The 20,878-nt window shown below is 70.5% G+C and carries 7 protein-coding genes; 5 read left to right on the top strand and 2 right to left on the bottom strand.

Annotation, left to right across the window (positions count from 1 at the left end):
* Positions 1–7 precede the first annotated feature (7 nt).
* Positions 8–2,179 carry an NACHT domain-containing protein gene (locus FRCN3DRAFT_RS56630; protein ID WP_084174283.1) on the bottom strand — a complete coding sequence of 724 codons (2,172 nt, stop codon included), beginning with the start codon at positions 2,177–2,179 and terminating at the stop codon, positions 8–10.
* A 143-nt stretch (positions 2,180–2,322) separates the two neighbouring features.
* Between FRCN3DRAFT_RS56630 and FRCN3DRAFT_RS0228160 the strand changes: the two genes are divergently transcribed.
* The 5 genes from FRCN3DRAFT_RS0228160 (at position 2,323) to FRCN3DRAFT_RS54365 (ending at position 20,248) form a co-directional block, all read left to right on the top strand.
* Positions 2,323–5,328, top strand: coding sequence for a helicase-related protein (locus FRCN3DRAFT_RS0228160; protein WP_007514923.1), 3,006 nt, complete (start codon positions 2,323–2,325; stop codon positions 5,326–5,328).
* Positions 5,328–10,322, top strand: a complete 4,995-nt coding sequence (locus tag FRCN3DRAFT_RS56625; RefSeq protein ID WP_007514922.1) for an Eco57I restriction-modification methylase domain-containing protein — start codon at positions 5,328–5,330, stop codon at positions 10,320–10,322. The genes FRCN3DRAFT_RS0228160 and FRCN3DRAFT_RS56625 overlap by 1 nt, the downstream gene beginning before the upstream one ends.
* On the top strand, positions 10,319–16,783 hold the full coding sequence (locus FRCN3DRAFT_RS57240) for a DEAD/DEAH box helicase (RefSeq protein WP_007514921.1): 6,465 nt from the start codon (positions 10,319–10,321) through the stop codon (positions 16,781–16,783). Before FRCN3DRAFT_RS56625 ends, FRCN3DRAFT_RS57240 begins: the two co-directional genes overlap by 4 nt.
* Positions 16,784–16,906: 123 nt before the next feature.
* Complete coding sequence (locus FRCN3DRAFT_RS0228145; RefSeq protein WP_007514920.1) at positions 16,907–19,297, top strand: 3'-5' exonuclease; 2,391 nt, start codon at positions 16,907–16,909, stop codon at positions 19,295–19,297.
* Between the two features lie 693 nt (positions 19,298–19,990).
* Positions 19,991–20,248 (top strand): hypothetical protein, encoded by a 258-nt coding sequence (locus FRCN3DRAFT_RS54365; protein ID WP_007514919.1) that lies wholly within the window; start codon positions 19,991–19,993, stop codon positions 20,246–20,248.
* Between the two features lie 163 nt (positions 20,249–20,411).
* On the opposite strand, the gene FRCN3DRAFT_RS0228135 is transcribed toward FRCN3DRAFT_RS54365, so the two are convergent.
* Complete coding sequence (locus FRCN3DRAFT_RS0228135) at positions 20,412–20,693, bottom strand: hypothetical protein (RefSeq protein WP_007514917.1); 282 nt, start codon at positions 20,691–20,693, stop codon at positions 20,412–20,414.
* Between the last annotated feature and the right edge of the window lie 185 nt (positions 20,694–20,878).

Here is a 20,878-nt window from a genome sequence, read left to right as displayed (position 1 = left end):
GGCAGATTCAGCGCTGGGTCGCGAGGCGATGTTGAAGGTTGGCATGGCGGAATTCCCATGTTGCTCCGGCTTGTCGGAGAATTCCCCGCTTGTGGCTATCGGACAGGAAAGCCATCAGCCGGACGGGTAGATGGCCGCGCCAGGCCAACCACAGACAGGCGATACGGAACCGGGCCCACGCTGAGGCGAGTGGGATAGTGAGTCCGAATGCGAGCCCAACGGCAAGCCCGGCCGCAAGCCCGGTCGCAAGCCCGAACATGATCGCGAAGGCAATCCCAATCGCAAGCCCGAACACTATGCCGACTGTGAGCCCTAACGCGAACGCATTCGATCGGTCCTTGGCGAGTACGGATCGCGGGTCTGCGGATCGTGGGGTATCAATCGTTGTGTCGAGCCCGAGTCCAAATGCCAGCACAAACGCGATTTCGCCCGCGATTCCGAAAACGATTCCAAACGTGAGTCCGAGCTCTGTCTCGGCCCCAATTCCGAGCGCGATTCCCACCGCGACCCCGATTCCGAGTCCAACCGTGAGCAGGCCCCCGAGCCTGCCGCAAAGATCGACTAGTCGTGGGCGGTGTAGAAATATCCCTCTCGGAGTCATGCTGCGCCCCCTGGCTGCGAGCCCGAGGGGAACACTGAATGTTAGTCCAGTCGTGAATCCAAATGGGAATCCGAAGAGGAAGCCGTATTGGAGTCCACATACAGCGCCAAAGGCGAGCCCGAGCGCGAGCCCGAAGGCGGTGGTGGCTGTGAGGGAAATGTATGTTTTTGGTGTAGCGCGATGTATTTCCCACCAGGCGAGGCCGGTGGTGCGCTGGCGATGTTCGAGATGGCGGGCCAAGAATCTAAGGTAGTCGATGGCTTGGTCAGCTGACCACTGCCGTGCCTGCTCTGGGTGCGGTCGGTAGGCGGCGGGGACGAGTCCGTCAAGGAGGTGCTCCTCGATGGCGGCGCGAGTGGGAAAACGAGCCGCGTCGCACAGCTCGGCTGGGTCGGGAAGGCCGCTAGCGGCCTCGCATCGCGGGGGGTTGTAGATGGCGCGGGCCAGATTGGCCATCAGCGGCGTGGAGAGAGCCTCGGCAACTGGACACGCCGGACTGGTGGTCACGGCAGTGAGGACAGAGGCCCAGCGTTCAGGACCGTGGCCGCCAGCGGAGTCGATGAGATATGCAGCTGTCTGTGCGGGATCCAGCGGGCGCAGTCGGATCGCGACGGCGCCGTCGACATGGATAAGCCGGCCTCGGCCTGGGCGAATGGCATGACGAAATGCTTTTACTCGGCTGCTAAGCACGAGTGGCTGGCCGTCGGCGACGGCGGTGTTGATGGCGGCGATGACCCGATCGCGGCCAGTCGCGCGGACTTCGTCAAGACCGTCCAGTATTGGCAGGACCAGTCTGGCGTCGAGGAGGGCACGGGCGCGGCTGATCCTGGCGGCCGAGCGCGTTTCTAGCCACTGATTCTCACGAATGATCTGGGCTTCCAACCAGCGGGAGAACGTGTCCCGGTCGGGATCGAACGACGCGAGCGGAATGAGTAGCGGCACCGGTCCGCCCGGCATGCGCCGGTCGAGCAGGTCCAGGACGAGGCGGATGAGGAGCGTCGTCTTGCCTGTTCCAGGCTCGCCGAGCACGATCACCCGGCCGGTGGGCACTCGGGCCAACACCTGGACGAGTTCGCTCCCGACGCCGGCGAGTTGCGCTGGGCTCTCAGCCGGTTGTTCTGGCGGACGCCAGCCGACGCTGGCCCGGGCCCGCCGCTGCAGCAAGGCCCACGGCTGGGACAGGGATGTGCTGGCGGGCTCCCACGCGACGTCCAGCGTCGGCTGGTTGAGATCGCGTCGACCCGCCTCTGCTGACCACTGCCGTCGAGTCTGGTCGGCTAGTCGATCCGCCACGCCGGCAACCTCGGTGTCCGCGGCAGCGGCGTCCCGACGGTCGGCTCTGAAGGTCGCCCATGCCAAGGCCAGTCCTGGGGCTCCGACCAGCACCGCGACCGCCGTCGCCGCGACACCCTGCCCCGCCTGCCACGCGACGACTACCGCCACTGCCGAGCCGACCAGCAAGGCGAGCCCTGCTACGGCCTTTTCTACCCTCTCGCCTATCCGCACACCTTCATCATCAACATCGACGTGCTTGGCCGGCTTGGATTTGTCCTGGGCAAGCCGGCCGGTTGTGCTCATGGACGTGGCGCAGCGTGTAGCCGGAGACCGGCGCACGATGCGGACAATATTGCCGCATCGCTAACAAATATCGCCTAGGTAGCAGTACGCTCACGCTTCGGCGCAGACGGGCTGATTACCCCCTGGGCCAGGGGGGCGGGGGCATGGTCACGTTTGCGCCGGGGTGTGTGGTTGTTGCCCGGGATGAGGAATGGCTGGTCACGGCGGCGGAGCGGGCCGCCTGGGATGACTGGCGGCTGGACGTCGTCGGGCTGAGCGAGCTGGTTCGCGAGACAGCCGCAACGTTCTTCACCGCGCTCGACCGGGACATCACCGTGCTCGACCCGCGCAAGGCCGTGCTGCGGTCGGACGCGTCGCCGAAGCATCGCCGGACCCGGCTGTGGCTGGAGGCGACGCTGCGGCGCACGCCGATGCCGTTCGGCGACCCGGCGCTGACCGTGTCCGACGGGATGCTGGTCAACCGGCTGAACTACCAGCGTCAGGCGGTCGCGCACGCATTGGCGCCGGAGAACCTGCGCCCTCGGGTGCTGATCGCCGACGCGGTCGGGCTCGGGAAGACGCTGGAGATCGGCATGCTGTTGGCCGAGCTGACGAGGCGGGGACGCGCCGACCGGGTCCTGGTGGTCACTCCGCGCCATGTGCTGGAGCAGATGCAGCACGAGCTGTGGTGCCGGTTCGGCCTGCCGCTGGTCCGCCTGGACTCCGACGGGCTGCAGCGAGTCCGCCAGAAGCTGCCGGCGAACCGCAATCCGTTCACCTTCTACCGGCGGATCATCGTCTCGATCGACACGTTGAAGTCACCGCGGTACCGCTCGTTCCTGGAGAAGCACCGCTGGGACGTCGTCGTCATCGACGAGTCCCACAATCTGACCAATGTCGGCACGCTGAACAACGAGCTGGCCCGGGTGCTGGCGCCGAACGCCGAGGCGCTGATCCTCGCTTCGGCAACGCCGCACAACGGCAAGAAGGACTCGTTCGCCGAGCTGCTGCGACTGCTCGACCCGACGGCGGTCGGCCCGGACGGCGAGTATGACGTCCAGGACGTCACCCGGCTGTTCGTCCGCCGGCACCGCAACTCCCCGGAGGTCGCCGCGGAGGTCGGCGCCGACTGGGCGCCGCGGCCGGAACCGCTGGTCATCCCGGTGACCCCGTCGCCGGCCGAGGACGCGATCGCCACCGAGCTGTCGACGACGTGGCTCTATCCGCGCCCCGGCGCGACCTCCCCGGTGTCCGGCAAGGGAGCGGCACTGTTCCCTTGGACGTTGGCGAAGGCGTTCCTGTCGTCCCCGGCCGCGCTGCTGGAGACGACCGAAGGCAGGCTGAAGCGGATCAGCGCGCTGACCGACCGCGACACCGAACGGGAACGCCAAGCGCTCGAACGACTACGCGAGCTGGCGGAGACCGCCGTCAGCCGGCAGGGCACCAAGACCAACGGCAAGCTGACCGTTCTCGCGGACTATCTGCGCAAGGTGGGCGTCGGTGCGGGCTCGCCGACCCGGGCGGTGCTGTTCGCCGAGCGGGTCGCCACTCTCGGCTGGCTCGCGACCAACCTGGCGCCGCTGCTCGGCCTCACCCGTGACCAAATCGCCGTCATGCACGGCGCGCTGCCGGACATCGAGCAGGAACGCATCGTCGACGATTTCAAGACTGCCGCGAGCCCGATACGCGTCCTCATCACCGGCGATGTGGCCAGCGAGGGCGTCAACCTGCACGCCCAGTGCCACCACCTCGTGCACATCGACATCCCGTGGTCGCTCATACGCATAGAGCAGCGAAATGGCCGGATCGATCGCTACGGCCAGCAGTACCCGCCGCAGATCGCCGCGCTCGCGCTCACCCCGTCCGACGAGCACTTCAGCGGCGACGTCCGCGTGCTCGAAAAGCTGCTCGCCAAGGAGCATCTGGCGCACAGCACGCTCGGCGACGCGGCGACGCTGATGCACCTGCACTCGCCGAAGGCCGAAGAGGGTGCGATCCGCGACGCGCTGGCCCGCCACCGCGATCTCGACGACCTCATCCCCGACGCTGGCGCCGCGGCCGGTGACGACGACCTGATGGCGATGTTCGGCGACGAGTTCGACACCGACTTCGCCGCCGCTGCCGCGACCACCGAGCTGCCGCCACCGCCGCCGACCAGGGCGCGCGAATCGCTTTACCCGACCGACCTCGCGTTCTTGCAGGACGCCCTCGCCGAGGTCTACGACCAGCCGACGCGCCCGCCGACCGAGGAGCGGGGCGCCCCGCCGGGCAGCGGCGGCGTCGGCTGGACGGTGCACCAGGGCGCGGCGCTCGTCTCGCTGACCCCGCCGCGTGACCTGCGGACCCGCCTCGACGCGCTGCCCGCGTCGTACGTCACCGAGCGTGGCGTCCGTCAGCAGCTACTGCTGGCCACCGCGCCGGAGGTCGCGCTCGACAGCCTGCGCACCGCCCGCGAAGGCGCCGCCGCGCCGAAACGCCGCGGCCGGCCGGCGGCCAGGTCGACCAAGGGCGACACCGTCACCGTGCGCGAGGTGGTCCCACCCCATGGGTCGACCTGGCCGGAGGCGCACTTCCTCTCCCCGCTGCACCCCGTCCTCGACTGGGCCGCGGACAAGGTGTTGGCCGCATCCGGTCGTAACGAGGTGCCCCTCGTCCATGGAACGGTCGACATCCCGCGGGTGCTGGTCCTCGCGACGCTCATGAACCGGCGCGGCCAGGTCGTCACCCGTCAGCTGGTGTCCGTCGAGTTCCCGACCGGCAGCGCCGCGTTGCCGTTCGCACAAGTGGTCGACGGCCTGGAACTATTCGAAAGCACGGGCCTGACCGACCAGGCACCGGTCAACCCAGGTGCCGCGACCGTCACCCCCGAACTGGCGGCGTTGGTACCTGCCGCGCTCGACGCGGCGTCCGCCGCGCTCGACCTCGCCGAGCAGACCCAGCACGCCGACCTCGACCGCCGGCTGCAGGCGTGGTCCGGCCGGCAGGGGCGGTGGCGGGCGCAGGCCGCGCAGCTCGAACTGGAGCTCACCGGCGCCGCGCGGGCCAAGGTCCGCCGCCTCGCCCGCCGGGTCAGCCTGGAAGAAGAGATCGCGCTGTCCCTGAAGGCGAGTCAGCGGCTGCTACGCCCCCTGGCCGTCGTCATCCCCATGCCCCTGGGAGAACCAAACTGATGCCCAGCTTCGACGCCATCGTCGTCGGCGAGTCCTGGATCTCGGAGCACTACCTCACCTCGGACGGGCGCGGCGGCACCTTCCTCGCCGAGGTCCTCGCCCTGCGGGACCGCTGGGACGAGACCGAGGCGGCCGGCCATCCGAGTGCCCGGTCGGCGCTGCGCGACGCGGCGACGACACTCGCCCGCCGGTTCGGCGCGCTGGGCGAGGACCCGTCCGACGACTCGGTCCGCGAGACCCATCGCGAGGTCCGGCGCGCGTTACTGCTGGATCGCAATCCGGTCTCCTGGAAGTCGGACCGGTCCGGCGACGAGGTGCGACTACCTACCGCCGTCGTCCACCCGTCGGCGACCGGAACCGCGCTGCTCGTCGTCGAGGCCCGGCCTGTCTCCGCCGTCGAAGAGCTCCTCGACGCGGCGAGCGGGCTGCTATTCGACCCGGCGACGGTGGACGGCAAGCCCCAGGACGCACTGGCGAAGACCGTTTCGACGATCTTCCTGACCGACGACGCGCCACCGTTCGTGCTCGTCCAGGCCGGCCGCTGGCTGATGCTCGCCGAACGGGCCCGCTGGGCCGAGGGCCGCTGGCTCGCCGTCGACCTCGGCGTCGTCGCCGACCGGCGCGACACGAAACGCGCCGGCGAGCTGGAGCACGCCGCCGCGATGCTCGGCCCCGACCTGCTGCTGCCCGCCGACGACGGCCAGGCGCCGTGGCTCGGCCTGCTGGAGAAGTCCGTCCAGCACACCGTCGGCGTCTCCGCCGGGCTGCGGACCGGCGTGCGGCTGTCGATCTCGATCCTCGCGAACGACGTGGTCGCCCGGCGGGCCGCCCGCGGCCTGCCGGTGCTGGGCGTGCCCGGCCTCGGCCGCGATCTTGCCCGCCAGGCGCTGCGCTTCCTCTACCGGATCCTCTTCCTGCTCTACGCCGAGGCGTCGCCGCAGTTGGAGGTGCTGCCCGTCGGCGCGCCCGAGTATCAGGCGGGCTACGGCCTCGACCGGCTGCGCGACGTGATCCTCACCGACCTGTCCAGCGACCGCTCCCGCAACGGCACCTACCTCTACGACTCGCTCGCGCTGCTGTTCCGCCTCGTCGAGGAGGGCTTCGACCCCCGCCGCGCCGCCGCGCGGAATGCCGCTGGCGGCGTTCCGCGGAACGCGGAGATCGACGGCCCGGTCGCCCGGCGCGTCGCGGGTGGCGGTGGCGTTCCGCGGAACGCGGAGATCAACAGTTCCGCGGCGCGGCACGCGGGCGGCGCCGCCGAGCGCGGCCCCGCCGGCGCCGGCAGCCTCCTCACCGGCGCCGACGAGCTGGCCGAGGACGACGGCGGCTACGACGCCGTGAGTGTCGGGGATCGGCTGGTGTTCCAGGCACTGCGGTCCGACCTGTTCGCGCCGGCCGCGACGGCGCTGATCGACGAGGTCGGGCTCGGGAACGAGGCGCTGCAGCAGGTGCTGGGCCATCTGCTGCTCACCCCGGTGAAGAAGAACGAGGACCGCGGCTTCATCTCCTACGGCGAGCTGGGCATCAACCAGCTCGGCGCGGTCTACGAGGGTCTGATGTCCTGGTCCGGCATGATCGCCGAGACCGACCTTTACGAGGTCGCGAAGGGCGGCGACCCGTCCGGCGGCACCTGGCTCGTCCCCGCCGACCGGGTCTGGGACGACAAAGTCCTCGCCGATTCCCTGGTCCGGGAGAAGGACGAGCAGACCGGCGAGCCGAAGCCGGTGCTGCACCGGCGCGGCTCGTTCGTGTTCCGCCTCGCCGGCCGGGAACGCCAGCAGTCCGCGTCCTACTACACGCCCGAGTCGCTGACCCGCTCCGTCGTTCACCACGCGCTCGCCGAACTGCTCGACCAGGACGGCGTGCAGACGAAGGCCGCCGACATTCTGCGGCTGACGATCTGCGAGCCAGCGCTCGGGTCTGGCGCATTCGCCATCGAGGCCGTCCGCCAGCTCGCCGCCGAATACCTGCGCCGCGCCCAGGACGAGGCCGGCGTCCGCATCCCGGCGGAGGACTACCCAGCCGAGCTGCAACGCGTGAAGGCCTACCTTGCGCTGCACCAGGTCTACGGCGTAGACCTCAACGCCACCGCCGTCGAGCTCGCCGAGGTGTCGCTGTGGCTCGACACCATGCAGGCCGGCCTCGCCGCCCCCTGGTTCGGCCTGCACCTGCGCCGCGGCAACAGCCTCATCGGCGCCCGCCGCGCCGTCTACGACCCTGGCCTGCTCAAGGCCAAGAAATGGCTCACGACGGTCCCCAAGGACGTCGGCCTGCACGACCCGACCGCGCCCGGCTTCGTTCCCTCCGTTGGCGAGGGCATCCACCACTTCCTCCTCCCCGCCGCCGGCTGGGGCGCCGTCATCGACACCCCCGAAGCGAAGACCTACGCCCCGGAGAAGCGCGAAGAGCTGCGGAAATGGCGTTCGGGCATTCTCAGCAGCCCGGACACTCATACCCGCGGGCGGCTCGGCAGACTGGCTCTCCGAGTAGAGGCGCTCTGGGACCTGACCCGCCGGCGGCTGCTCCTCGCCGAGGCGGGCATCCAGCGGGACACCGCGGTCTGGGGAGCGGACAGCACGGCCGACGAGCCGACGGCGCTCACCGGTATGGCGCGGGTCGTCGACGAGCAGCGCCGGGAAGAATGGACCGCCGCCGAGTCCGTGCGCCGGGAGGACGTCGAGGCGTTCCTGCGCGACGAGGACAACGCCTACCGGCGGCTTCGCCGGGTCATGGACGCCTGGTGCGCGCTCTGGTCGTGGCCGCTGACGACGACGACCGCGCCGCCGGACTGGCAAGCCTGGCTCGGCGGCCTGGAGGCCCTGCTCGGGGTGACCTCCGCGGACCGCCGGACGCTCGCCGCCGAGAAGGCCGGCCAGACCACCTTCACCGGCGACGTCTCCTGGCGCGACCTCGACGCCGCCGAAAGGCTCGACCTGGGATTCACGTTCTCACTGCCCGTCGACGAGGCGTTGGCCAAGTACCCCTGGCTGACGGTTGCCGCCGATATCGCTCAGACGCAGGGCTTCTTCCACTGGGAGCTGGAGTTCCCCCAGGTCTTCACCCGGGGCGGCTTCGACCTCCAGGTTGGAAACCCACCCTGGGTCCGCCCCGACTGGGACGAGGCCGGGGTGCTGGCAGAGTTCGACCCGTGGTGGGTTCTTGCTCCCGACGCATCGGAGCAGACGAAGATCGAGCGTCGCGAGTACACTTTTTCCTTGGCTGACGCCGCAACCTGGTATATAGATCAGCGGGCTGACCAGCAAGGCGCCAATGCGCACTTTGGCAGCGCAGTTGACCGACCGCGCCTGCATGGACTTCAGCCAGATCTGTATCGATGCTTCATGGACCAAACCTGGAGATCCGCCGCTTCGAATGGCGTCGTTTCCCTATTGCATCCCGAGTCGCACTATACAGAGTCTCGGGCGGCGGATCTTCGCCTGGAGTCCTACCGTCGGCTGCGCCGGCACTGGGGATTCCAGAACAGCATGAAAATCTTCTCGGAAATTAGCCACAAGCAGGGATTTGGGGTCCATGTCTACGGAAGGATGAGGGAGCCTTCGTTCTTCCATGCGGGATGGATCTACCAGCCTGACATTATCGACCGGTCCCTCGTGCACGACGGCTCTGGGCCGGAGCCTGGATTGCGGGACGAGGGCGGGCGCTGGGACACTCGACCGCATCGGGCACGAATTACATCCGTAGATACGAACGTTCTTCGGCAGTGGGCGGCCCTTCTCGAAGGTCCTGAGGCGTCGCCTGAAAGTACAAGAATGCTCTTCCCGGTCAACCGATCAAGCGCCGGCGTGCTAGGGCAGATGGCGCGGGCGCCACGCTTTGGGCGACTTGCCTATTCTTGGGTTCCGGGGTGGCACGAGACGGCGGACCGTCAACGCGGATGGTTCGAGCGTCGCCCATCGACCCCGCCATCGTGGGACGAAGCAATATTGCAAGGTCCACATCTAACCGTCGGCAATCCATTGTTCCAGCAGCCGAATCCGACCGCCCGCAATCAGATGGATTACAGCCTTCTAGATCTCGAGAAGATTGATGAGGGATTTATTTCGAAGTCAAATTATGTGCGCAGTCGACCAATGAAAGAATTTCGGGCTGCCTATCCCCAATGGAATTCTCACCCCAGTAGTGATGACTTTCGTCTGGCGTGGCGTCGAAGAGTCGATCCCGCTACCGTTCGCAGCCTTCATTCGGCGATCCTTCCGCCTGGGCCCACGCACATGAATCAGATCCATACTCTCACCGTGGGCCATAATCTTGATCTCGTAGTCGCGGCTGGATTCTGGAGTGCGCTAACGTCCGACTTCTTTATCAAGGCTGCTGGGATCGCGGACGTCACGGTCGGTGTCTTCAGTAAGCTGCCACACATTCGGCAACATGTGTTGGAGTCGCGGCTTGCCTTGCGGACGCTGCGGTTGAACTGCCTGGTCCGAGACTATGCGCCGCTGTGGCTGGAGCTTTTTTCGCCGGATTGGACGATCGACGCGTGGGCATTAGGAGTTGGCGTTGACTACCGGGACCGGCCAGAGATTGGGGAGGTCGCTCCGGTCTGGGAGTGGGCGACGCCGCTGCGGCGGGCGGCGGATCGGCGGCAGGCCTTGGTGGAGATTGACGCGATCGTGGCCGTGATGCTCGGGCTGACGGCTGAGGAGCTGGTGACGGTCTACCGGACGCAGTTCCCGGTGCTCCAGCAGTACGAGCGCAAGGCCCGGTACGACAGCTTCGGACGGGAGCTGCCGGCCGAACTCGCGAAGGAGCTGGACAAGCAGCGTTCGCTCGGCCGGGCGGTGCACACGCTCCAAGGGCCGACGCGGACCTATGTCGGCCCGTTCTTCACCGTCGACCGCGAACGGGACCTGCGCCTGGCGCACGAGCATTTCTCCCGGATCACGGCCGAACGGCAGCGGGCGGCCACGGAGGAGCCTCCGTCGAGGATCCCCGATGCTCGCACCGGACCGGCGGCCGGGGGCGCTTCGGCATGAGCGGCCCGTTGCTGCCCTCGCTCCAGGCAGCGGATCTGCGCCGCGCGTTGACGGACTACCTGTCGACGACGTTCGCGCTGACCGACGACGACGTCCGCGCGGCGCTGACCGACTTCCTGACCGACCCGGACGCCGGCATCTTCCGCGGCCCGTATGCTCGCCTGCGGCTGCCGTTCCGCCCGGCGGACGGCGCGTGGACGGTCGCGCTGGACTGGTGGCAGCAGGACTTCACCCCGTACGTCCACCAGGCGCAGGCGTTCGAGCGGCTGTCGTCGAAACACGCGAAACCGCGTCCGACGCTGGTCACGACCGGCACCGGCTCGGGTAAGACCGAGGCGTTCCTGATCCCGATTCTCGACCACGCCCTGCGGATGCGCCAGCAGGGCCAGCGTGGGCTGAAGGCGCTGCTGCTCTACCCGATGAACGCCCTGGCGAACGACCAGGCGGGCCGGCTCGCGAAACTGCTGACCGGCGACGAACGCCTCAAGAGCCTGACCGCCGGGCTCTATACCGGAGACGACAAGCCGCAGCGCACCCAGGTGACGTCAGCGGGGTTGATCACGTCGCGCGAGGTGCTGCGCTCGGACCCGCCGGACCTGCTGCTGACGAACTACAAGATGCTCGACCAGCTGCTGCTGCGGGCGAACGACCGCGGCCTGTGGGCCGGCGCCGAGGAGTCGCTGACCTACCTCGTGCTCGACGAGTTCCACACCTACGACGGCGCGCAGGGCACCGATGTGGCGATGCTGCTGCGCCGCCTCGGCTCGATGCTCGGCGTCGCCCGCGACGGCGCCCCGCTCGGCGATGTCGTGCCGGTGGCGACGTCGGCGACGCTCGGCGGTGGCGACGAGGCGTCGTTCGCGGCGATGCGGACGTTCGCCGAGACGGTGTTCGGCTGCCCGTTCGACGCGGAGGCCGTCGTCGTCGAGGACCGGATGTCGCCCGCCGAGTGGCAGGCGGCGACGGCCGGCACCGCGCCGGGGATCGCGGCCCGGCCGGTCGCGTCGGCGGCGCTGCTGGCGGCCGCGGTCCGCGCGGCGACCACCGGCGGCCCGGATGCCGTGGCGCACGCGCTGCTCGCGGAGCTGTTCGTCCGGGAGAGCGACGGCGAGAGCCTGTCGGCGGCGGACATCCGAAGGCTGCGCGGCCGGGGCCGGCTACCGGCGCTGCTGGCCGCCCACCCGCTCGTCGAACGTCTGCTGCCGGCGGCGCTGCGGCCGGCCCCGCCGCGGGTGCTGGCCGCCGCGGTCCTGCCGGACGACGCGAGCCCTGGCCGGGCCGACGGCGTGCTCGTCGTCGAGGCGCTCCTCGGCCTGCTCTCGGCGGCCCGCGCCGACGCTGCCCGTGGCGACGCGGCCGGCGACGCCGGCCGGCGGCTGCTCGGCGTGGACGCGCAGCTGTGGATCCGAGAGGTGACGCGGGTTGACCGGCGGGGGGGCGCGGTGCCGGCGTTTCGCTGGTCCGACGACGGCGCGCACGCCGACGCGGAGCTGTTCCTGCCGGCGCTGTACTGCCGGCACTGCGGCCGCTCGGGTTGGGGGGCGCTGCGCTCGGTGCTCGGCCGGTCCGTCGAGGTGTCCGACGCGTCGATCCGCAAGGCGTCCCGCGCGGGGGACCAGCGGTTCCGGGCCTTTCTGCACGCCCCGGGCGAAGCAGCGTCGCTCGCCGATGACGACGCGGCGCCCGTCGAAGGCCTCCTTTGGCTGGACGTGGCGAGCCTCCAGCTCCTCGGCACCCCGCCGGCCGAGGGCGGAGCCGACGAATCGGTATCTGTACCGGTGCTCGTCGACTGGGATGACGACGCCGCGGCCCGCGACCAGACCTGCCCGTCCTGCCAGCAGCCCGACGGCATCCGGTTCCTCGGCACCGGCGTGTCGACGCTGACGTCGGTCAGCCTGTCGGCGCTGTTCGGCTCGACGCACTTGGACCGGGCAGAGAAGAAGAGCCTGCTGTTCACCGACTCGGTGCAGGACGCCGCCTACATGGCCGGCTTCGTGCAGGCCCGCTCGCACGCGCTCAGCCTGCGTGCCGCGCTGTTCGAGACGATCGACGCCCAGGGGCCGCTGGCGCTGGCCGACCTGCCCCGGGAGGCGATGAACCGGGCCGGCGACGACCCCGTCCGCCGCTACCGGCTCGTCCCGCCCGCGGTGGCCGACTGGGCGGCCTTCCACCGCTACTGGCATCCCGCCGGCAACGCCCGCGACCGCGCCGGCGCCCGGCGGGCGGTCGAACGCCGGCTGCTGTTCGACGCGGCCCTGGAGTTCGGCCTCAACGCCCGGACCGGCCGCACCCTGGAACTCACCGGCGCTGTCGTCGCCGAGGTCGACACCGACTCCACACGGGCGCTGCGCAACGTCGGCCGCCGGGCGATCACGAAGGCCCGGGAGCAGCAGAGCCTTGCCCAGGACATCGACGACGCGCTCGGCGCCACCCTCGACGACGCGCGCCTCGCCGGTTGGGTTCGCGGCGTGCTCGAACGGGTTCGCACCCAGGGCGGGATCGCGCACCACTGGCTTGACCGGTACGTCGACGACGACGGCAACCGCTGGTTCCTCACCGGGGGCCGCGGGGGCGCCCGCAACGAGGGCCTGCCCGCGTTCCCGCCAGGCCGGCCCGCGCCCGCGTTCCCGACGACGGCGGCCCGCGCCGACCGGCTCGCCGCCGTCACCAGCACCCGGGCCTGGTACGCCCGCTGGTCGGCCCGGCAGCTGCGGCTGACGAACAGGGACGGCGGCCTAGTCGCGCGGGCGCTGCTGGAGGAGGCGGCCGCGGTTGGCTGGCTGCGGACGCGGCGGACGAACTCCGGAGCGACTGTGTTCGCCCTCGACCCGGAGCGGATCACCCTCGCCACCACGGACGACGCGGGCCTGGCCAACGGGTCGCTGGCGCTGCGCTGCGACGTCTGCCAGACCGTCACCCCCGGCCGGCGCCAGACCATCGACGACCTCGACGGCGCCGCCTGCCTGCGCCAGCTCTGCCCCGGGACGCTGCGCCGCGCGCCCCGCGGCGACGACTACTACCGCGCCCTCTACAGCAGCGGCGACATGCGCCGGGTCGTCGCCCACGAGCACACCTCGCTGCTGCCCGACAAGGTCCGCCTCGACGTCGAGACCGCCTTCCGCGAGGGCACCGGGCCCGCGGTGCCGAACGTGCTCACCGCGACGCCGACGCTGGAGCTCGGCATCGACATCGGCGATCTTTCCACGGTGCTGCTCGGCTCGCTGCCCCGATCCGTCGCGTCCTACCTGCAACGGGTCGGCCGGGCCGGCCGGCTCACCGGCAACGCACTGATCCTGGCCTACGTCCCCGGCCAGGCCCGCAACTCCGCGCTGCTCGACGACCCGCTGGCGCTGCTCGACGGCGAGGTCCGCCCGCCGGCGACCTACCTCGACGCGATCGAGATCCTGCGCCGGCAGTACGTCGCCTGGCTCGTCGACCGGCGTGCGCGCGCCGGCGTGCCGGACCCGGCGAACGCCGCCGGGGTCTTCCCCGACGTCGACGCCGGCCCGGGTACCTGGCTCGGCGAGCTTCTCGACGACGCCACCGCGCACGCGGCGGACTACGTGGAGACATTCCTCGCCCTGTTCGGCGATCTGGTCCGTCCCGACACCGCCGACGACCTGCGCGGCTGGGCCGGCGCCGGCCTCGCCAACGGTGAGGCCGCGGGACTGGGCCGGCTGGTGCGCCATGCGGCCGTCGACTACCGGCGGGAGATCGACGAGCTGGGCCACCGGCACGCGGCGCTGAGCGAGCAGGTCCCGGGCCTGCGCGAGGCCGCCGCCCGGCCGACCGCCACCGACGAGGACCGGCTCGCCGCCCGGCTCGCCGGAGCCGAGCTGAAGTTCCTGGCGAAGCGCCGCCACGACCTCGGCGGCCAGTTCTGGGTCGCTGCGCTGGAGGAACGCGGCGTCCTGCCGAACTACACCCTCCTCGACGACACCGTCAGCCTCGACGTCACCCTGCGCTGGGTCGACCACGAGACCGCCGAGTACCGGGAGGAGGCCCGCGCCTACCAACGCGGCAGCGCCATCGCGCTCACCGAATGGGCACCCGGCTCCACCTTCTACGCACAGGGCCTCGCCGTCCGCATCGACGCCGTCGACGTCGGGCGCGACCTCGACGCGCTGGTGCAGACCTGGCGGCTGTGCTCCGCCTGCGGCTGGTCGCAGGCCTCTCGGAGCTCCGAGCCGTCGCCGCCGGTCCCGGCGAGCTGCCCGCGTTGCGGGCACACCGGCCTCGCGGACACGGGGCAGGCGCTTCCCGTCCTGCCCCTGGAACGGGTCTCCGCGCAGGTCTCGCGGGACAACGCGGCGATCTCCGACTCCCGTGACGAACGCGACCGGCTCGCGTTCACCGTCGTCCCGGCCGCCGACGTCGACCCCGACCAGGTCACCGACGCGTGGCAGCTGCGCGGCTACCCGTTCGGTGCCGAATACGTCCGCCAGATCGACATCCGCTGGGTCAACGCCGGCCGCGCCGTCGAGCAGGGCGCGCCCCGGGTGCTCGCCGGCGTCGAGGTCCGCGCCCCGCTGTTCACCGTCTGCCCCGGCTGCGGGGTCGTCCCCGCCGCCCAGCCGGGCGTGCGCGACCTGCCCGGCGCGCGGCACCGGGCCTGGTGCCAGTACCGCGCCGCGATCGCCGTTCCCTGGGCGGAACTCGCCCTCGGCCGGACCCTGCGGACCCAGGCCGTGCGGGTGCTGCTGCCGCCGCACGTCACCTACGACCATTTCGGCGTCCCGTCGCTGCGCGCCGCGCTGCTGCTCGGCCTGCGCGAGATCCTCGGCGGCAACCCTGACCACCTCGACCTGATCGAGGCGCACCTGCCGGTCGACGGCCAAGACCGCACCGCCCTGCTCCTGCACGACCGTGTTCCCGGCGGCACGGGCTACCTGGCCGACCTGGCCCGCCCCAGCCGGGTCCGGGAGATCCTCACCGCCGCGCTCGACGTCGTCGCCGCCTGCCCGTGCCGGGGCGAGGGGCTGCTCGCCTGCCCGCGCTGCCTCCTGCCGTTCACCAGGCAGGTCGAACGCACCTCCCGCGCCCGCGCCGAACAGGTGCTGCGCGAGCTGCTCGGCCTGCCGATCGCAGGCGTCGGCGCCAGCCCGGACGCCGATGACCAGGCCGGCCGTGGCTGGCATCCCGAACGCCTGCGTTCCATCGCCGACATTCCGCTGCCCTCGCTCGACAGCGCGCTCGAACTGCGGTTCCGGCGCGTGCTGACCGAGGCGCTGCGGGCCCGCGGCGCCGCCGTCCAGGAGATCCCGCAGCTCGTCGGCACCGAGGTCCGGTTCGGCGTCCCCGGCCAGGTCCACCGCCGCTGGACGCTGCGGCCCCAGGTCCACGCCCACGGCTCCCGGCCCGACTTCGAGCTGCTCTGCGAGGACCCGGCGATTCCGCGGGTCTACATCTTCGCTGACGGCCGGCTCTGGCACGCCAGCCCCGCGCACAACCGGCTCGCCGACGACGCGGCGAAGCGGGCGGTGCTGCGCTCCGCCGGCAACCGCGTCTGGGCGGTCACCGACGACGACGTCGCCACGTTCGAGGCGCTCGCCCGCGGCGACCACGCCCACCCCGCCGGCGCATCCTGGTACACCGAGGCGGTCCGCGGACGGCTCGCCGCACTGCGTCAGCAGCGCATCCCGGCCGGTTCGATGTCCGATGCGACGGCGACAGCCGACGCCGTCACGCAGCTTGTCGACTGGATCATGGATCCCAGGCCCGACGCCTGGCGGACCCTCGCCGAAGGACTGCCGTTCGCCCTGATCACCGCGCGACCGGTGCCCATCGGCGACCGAGCCGACCTGGCACCGATCGCCGCCGAGGTTCTCGGTGCCCGGCCTATTGCACCCGCGCCGCGTACCGCCGGCTCGCCGCAGTCGACCCCGAGCACCACGGGTCCCGGCCTTCTCGGCTGGAGCTGGCGGCACGGCCCGCTCGCGGTCGCCACCGCGGCCCGCGCGACCCAGCCCTACGACGTCGGATCGCTCATTGTCGTCGACGACCGCGACGACACCCTCAGCACCGACGAGGGCGCCGCCGCCTGGCGTGCGTGGCTCGCCCTGTCGAACATCCTCGGCCATGCCGCCGGCGCCCGGCCGCTGGCGCTCTCCCAGGCCCTCGCCCCGGCCCCCAAGGTGCCGGCACCGCCCATCGGGGCGAAGGGGAGCGCCGCCACCCCGGCGGCGCTGACCCCCGCCTGGCAGGCGCTCGTGGACACGGCCGCCGACGACGACGAACGGGCCCTGCTCGCCAGCCTCGCCGGCGCAGGCGTCCCGCTTCCCGAACAGGGCTATGAGACAGACGACGGCTACCCTCTCGATCTCGCCTGGCCCGACCGCCACGTTGCCGTCCTCATCACTCCCGACGCGCCTTTGGCCGCGACCCTGGCGGACGCCGGCTGGCAGGTCACCGGCCCCGATCTCGATCGCCTCGTTGACCTGCTGAACGCCGTGGAGCGTTGACATGGACGTCCTGCCTCGCCGCAAAGCCCGCCCGAGCCGTTCTCCTGAGGGATTCGGCACGCCGCCGCCTTGCCGAGATCGGCTCTGCGAGGCGCCGATGGTGGACGGGAGACGGGGGCGTAGATGAGCAACATCACGATGTCTCGGCAGTTCCGGAAGCGGCTCGACATCGACGGGTCGCTGAAGCAGCGGGCCTGGGACTTTCTGACGAAGCTGATGACCGACCCGACGAGCCCCGGGCTGCACATCGAGCCGATCAAGGGCTCCCGGGATCCGCGGGTGCGGACGGGCCGGGTCAACGACAACTTCCGGGCGGTCATGTTCCTCGTCGCCCAGCAGCCCGAACCACACTTCGTTCTGGCCGCCGTCGCCAAGCACGACGAGGCGAACGCGCTGGCCGAGCGGATCGTCCTGACCACCAACCCCGTCACCGGCATCCTTGAGGTCCACGAGGAGGCGTCGGCGGCACCGGTCCAGCCGCCGCCCGCGCCAGCCATCCGAGGCGCGGCCGCCGACCAGACGGCGGACCGCGACATCCTTCCGCCAGGCGGTGCGGAGCCGCCGCTGGCACGGTTCACCGCCATGGATCTGGAAGCCGTCGGACTGCCCGCTGAGCTAACGCGACGCGCGCTCGCCTGCGCTGATGAGGACGCGCTGATCGCCATTGCTGGGGATCAGCACGTTCCTTCGTGGCAGGCCGACGCCTTGCTGTCGCTGGCCACGGGCGCCTCGGTCGCCGAGGTCCTGGCACAGCTTCAGCCGGACGAGCCCGCCACGTCCGCACCGCCAGCGCGCAGCATCATGCAGAACGTCGTCATCGAGCACGCGGTCATCCAGAACGCCGTGATTCAGAACGCGGTCATCCAGAACGCCGCGGCCGGACCGGAGCCTGGCACGCGGCCGGCGAGCGACGCCGAGGTCGAAGCCGCGCTCGAACGCCCGGGCACGCTGATGGACTTCGTCCGGATCCAGACCGACGAGCAGCTGCGCCGCGTCCTCGACGGCACGTTCGCGGACTGGCGGGTTTTCCTGCATCCCGAACAGCGGCACTATGCCTACCTGCGGACCGGCGGTGCCTACCGGCTGACCGGCGGCGCCGGCACCGGAAAGACCGTCGTGGCACTACACCGGGCTCGCCACCTGGCCACCGCCGGGCGTGATCCGCGAGTCGTGCTGACGACCTTCACCCGCACGCTGGCCGACAACCTCGTGCGCGACCTGCGCGTTCTCGACCCGGCGGTCCCCCAGGTCCATCTCGGCCAGCCAGGCATCGCCGTTCGCGGGATCGACCAGCTGGCGTTGGAGATCCTCAGCAGCACCCCGCTGGAGATCCGGGCGAAGGCCGACAACGACCTGCTGTCCAGCGGCGCCATCCCCGAGCCGCTCACCGAGCGCGAGGAACGCGCGGCCTGGGCCGACGCCGCCCGCGTCGCCGGGCTGACCGGCGACCTCGGCCGCCCAAGCTTCCTGCTCGGCGAGTACCGGATGGTCATCCTCGCCCGCGACGTGACCACGCGGGCTGACTACGCGCGCGCTCCGCGTCCGGGGCGCGGCACGCGGCTCTCGCGGGCACAGCGGATGGCGATCTGGGATGCGGTGGAGGCCTACCGCCGCCAACTAGCCCTTGGTCATAAAGCCAGCTTCGCCGAGATCGCAGTACTCGCCGCCCGCTGCGCGGACACGGTCGCAGAAGCCCGTGGCACTCGCCCTGCCGATCATGTCGTTGTCGACGAGGCTCAGGACCTACACCCCGGCCACTGGCGCCTACTGCGCGCGCTCGTCGCCGAAGGCGGCGACGACCTGTTCATCGCCGAGGACTCCCATCAACGCATCTACGGCGAGAAGGTCGTCCTGTCGCGCTACGGCATCCAGGTCCGAGGCCGCAGCCGCCGGCTCACCCTGAACTACCGCACGACTGCGCAGAACCTGCGCCTAGCGGTCAGCATCCTCGGCGACGCGCCCGTCACCGACCTCGACGACGAGAGTGACAGCGTCGCCGGATACCGGTCAGCCATGTCCGGCCCGGCCCCGGTGCTCCGCGCCTGCACCGGCCTGACCGATGAACTCGACTTCGCCGCTGCCACGCTGCGCGCCTGGCTGAGCCTGCGCACCGACGCGGCCGCGGGCGATGACTCTGCCCTTGGGACCGCGGTCGAGCCTGGCAGTCTGGGGATCCTGACCCGTGGCGCAGCGCAGCGGGACACGGTCGCCCAGGGCCTGCGGGACCGGGGAATTCCTGTGCAGGTAGTCGCCGGTCAGGACAGCGGCCGCGCTGATGCCCCCCGTCTGATGACCATGCACCGCGCCAAGGGCCTCGAGTTCAGCCGAGTCATCCTCTTCGGCGTCGACCGCGACAACCTCCCCTCGGCCCAGGCGCTGGCGGGCGAGACAACCGACGAACGCGCCGACCGCGAGGCCCGCGAACGTTTCCTGCTCTATGTCGCCGCGTCTCGCGCCCGCGACGCCCTCGTCGTCCTTTGGACCGGCGCACCCTCACCGTTTCTGCCTCGCTAGCCCGTCGACACGCCGCCAGCTTGAGAACGTCAACCGGCCGCCAGTCGCAGTGGCAAACGAGCTAGCCAACCTCCGTGAGTGGGCCCAACGATCGGGCCCGGTGCCGGACCGCCCCAGCACTCCGACGAGTAGGAGTGCTGACCTCGTCCTGCAGTACCCGAGATTCGCGAACGGACTCGACCGGCGACGCGGCCCGAGAGCGGGCAGTCGCGGCGGGGGCCGGTCCGGGGCGTTCAGTTCCGGGCCGTATTATTTAGCGAAGCCAGAACGGGGGTCAGCATGGCTGGCAGGCGAATAGGTGGGCCCGACGGGGGAAGTGAACGGGCGGGTCGGCCGGGGGTCGCCGTCACTGTGACGGTGGCTGTAGCGGTAGCTGTCGGTGGGATCACCACGACGGGCACAGTCACGGCCAGCGGAACCGCGGGTGGCTCGTCGACTTCTGCAGACAGAGCTGGTCGAGGAAATTCACGGGGATCCGCGGAGCGTCCCACCCTGGAGATCAGCACGGAAGACCTCCAGTCTATCGAGACCAAACTCGCCCGTAGAGGCCTGCACGGCAATGGCCGACTGGAGCATGACGGTGCTACGTGCGCCGAGCACGCCTACGGTCTGGTACAGACGTTCTTCGAGCGACAGCCGTGCACGGATCTTTACCGAGCACAGCTTGAGCTGAAGAATCGGAAAGGCGACACGGTGCTCATCGCTATCTCCTGGGTAGAGATGCCTGACGAGGCCAGTGCGCAGGCATACAAGAAGCTCGTCGATGCACCTGGCACCGGGAACATCGTCGAGCTTTCCCGCGAGGGTGGGCGGTATCAAACAGTACGTTACACCGGTCTACATTATCATCCGGGCGGCCGTGGCACCATCGTCAGCAATGCTCAAGCCGAGCCTGTCGCCCGCGGATGGACCGGAATCGCTCTGCAATCAATCGTCAACGCGGCCGTGTGAATTTCTACCGGAACGAGCGCCTGCGGTCGGTGCCTTCACAATGCGGAGCGTCGCCCGGTCGAGCGAGGCGCGCGCCCCTTGGCGAATACTTCTGGGTGAGGCGCAGTCGGCTATAACAGTGCTCCGGGGTAATAGCCGCCCGGGCATCGGACGGGCATGGAGGTCAGGTCTCCCAGTCTCCGGCGCCGCCCAGGTGCTCGATCCGATCCGGGGAAAGCCCGGTCAGCGCCGAGACGCTCGCCGAGAGGTAACCGCCGAGGACCTGCATGGAGGCGATCATTCCTCGACCGATCTCCTCGCGGCGCTGCTCTACGTAGACCTTGACCGCTTCAGCGACGAGGTCCTTCTTCGACATGTCGAAGAAGTGCGCCGCCTGCGAGATCAGCTCATCGGTCGCCGGGTCGACCTTCAACGGCGCCTGACGGCTCGGTCCCATGACTGTCATGGCCTCCCCGCCTCCGGCAGCAGGGTACCGACGTACCTCAGGGCGGAGCAGGTCGAGGCAACCCTTCAGCCTGTGCGGTCCCGGCATCCTTGGGGTCACCGCGGGCGGCATCGTCAGCGCGCTCGTAGTTGAAGGCGTCGATCATCGGTGTGGGTTGACATGGCGGTGTTTCCGGCAGGCAACAG

Origin of the sequence: Pseudofrankia saprophytica, assembly GCF_000235425.2 — a bacterium.
Taxonomy (GTDB): Bacteria; Actinomycetota; Actinomycetes; order Frankiales; family Frankiaceae; genus Pseudofrankia; species Pseudofrankia saprophytica.
Note: the sequence above shows the minus strand (reverse complement) of the source record. Positions and strands in the feature narration are given on the sequence as shown.

Bases quoted from the DNA above. Each gene is read 5' to 3' on its own strand.
- FRCN3DRAFT_RS57240 (WP_007514921.1), top strand. From the start codon at position 10,319: ATGAGCGGCCCGTTGCTGCCCTCGCTCCAGGCAGCGGATCTGCGCCGC.
- FRCN3DRAFT_RS0228160 (WP_007514923.1), top strand. From the start codon at position 2,323: ATGGTCACGTTTGCGCCGGGGTGTGTGGTTGTTGCCCGGGATGAGGAA.
- FRCN3DRAFT_RS56625 (WP_007514922.1), top strand. From the start codon at position 5,328: ATGCCCAGCTTCGACGCCATCGTCGTCGGCGAGTCCTGGATCTCGGAG.
- FRCN3DRAFT_RS0228135 (WP_007514917.1), bottom strand. From the start codon at position 20,693: ATGACAGTCATGGGACCGAGCCGTCAGGCGCCGTTGAAGGTCGACCCG.
- FRCN3DRAFT_RS56630 (WP_084174283.1), bottom strand. From the start codon at position 2,179: ATGAGCACAACCGGCCGGCTTGCCCAGGACAAATCCAAGCCGGCCAAG.
- FRCN3DRAFT_RS0228145 (WP_007514920.1), top strand. From the start codon at position 16,907: ATGAGCAACATCACGATGTCTCGGCAGTTCCGGAAGCGGCTCGACATC.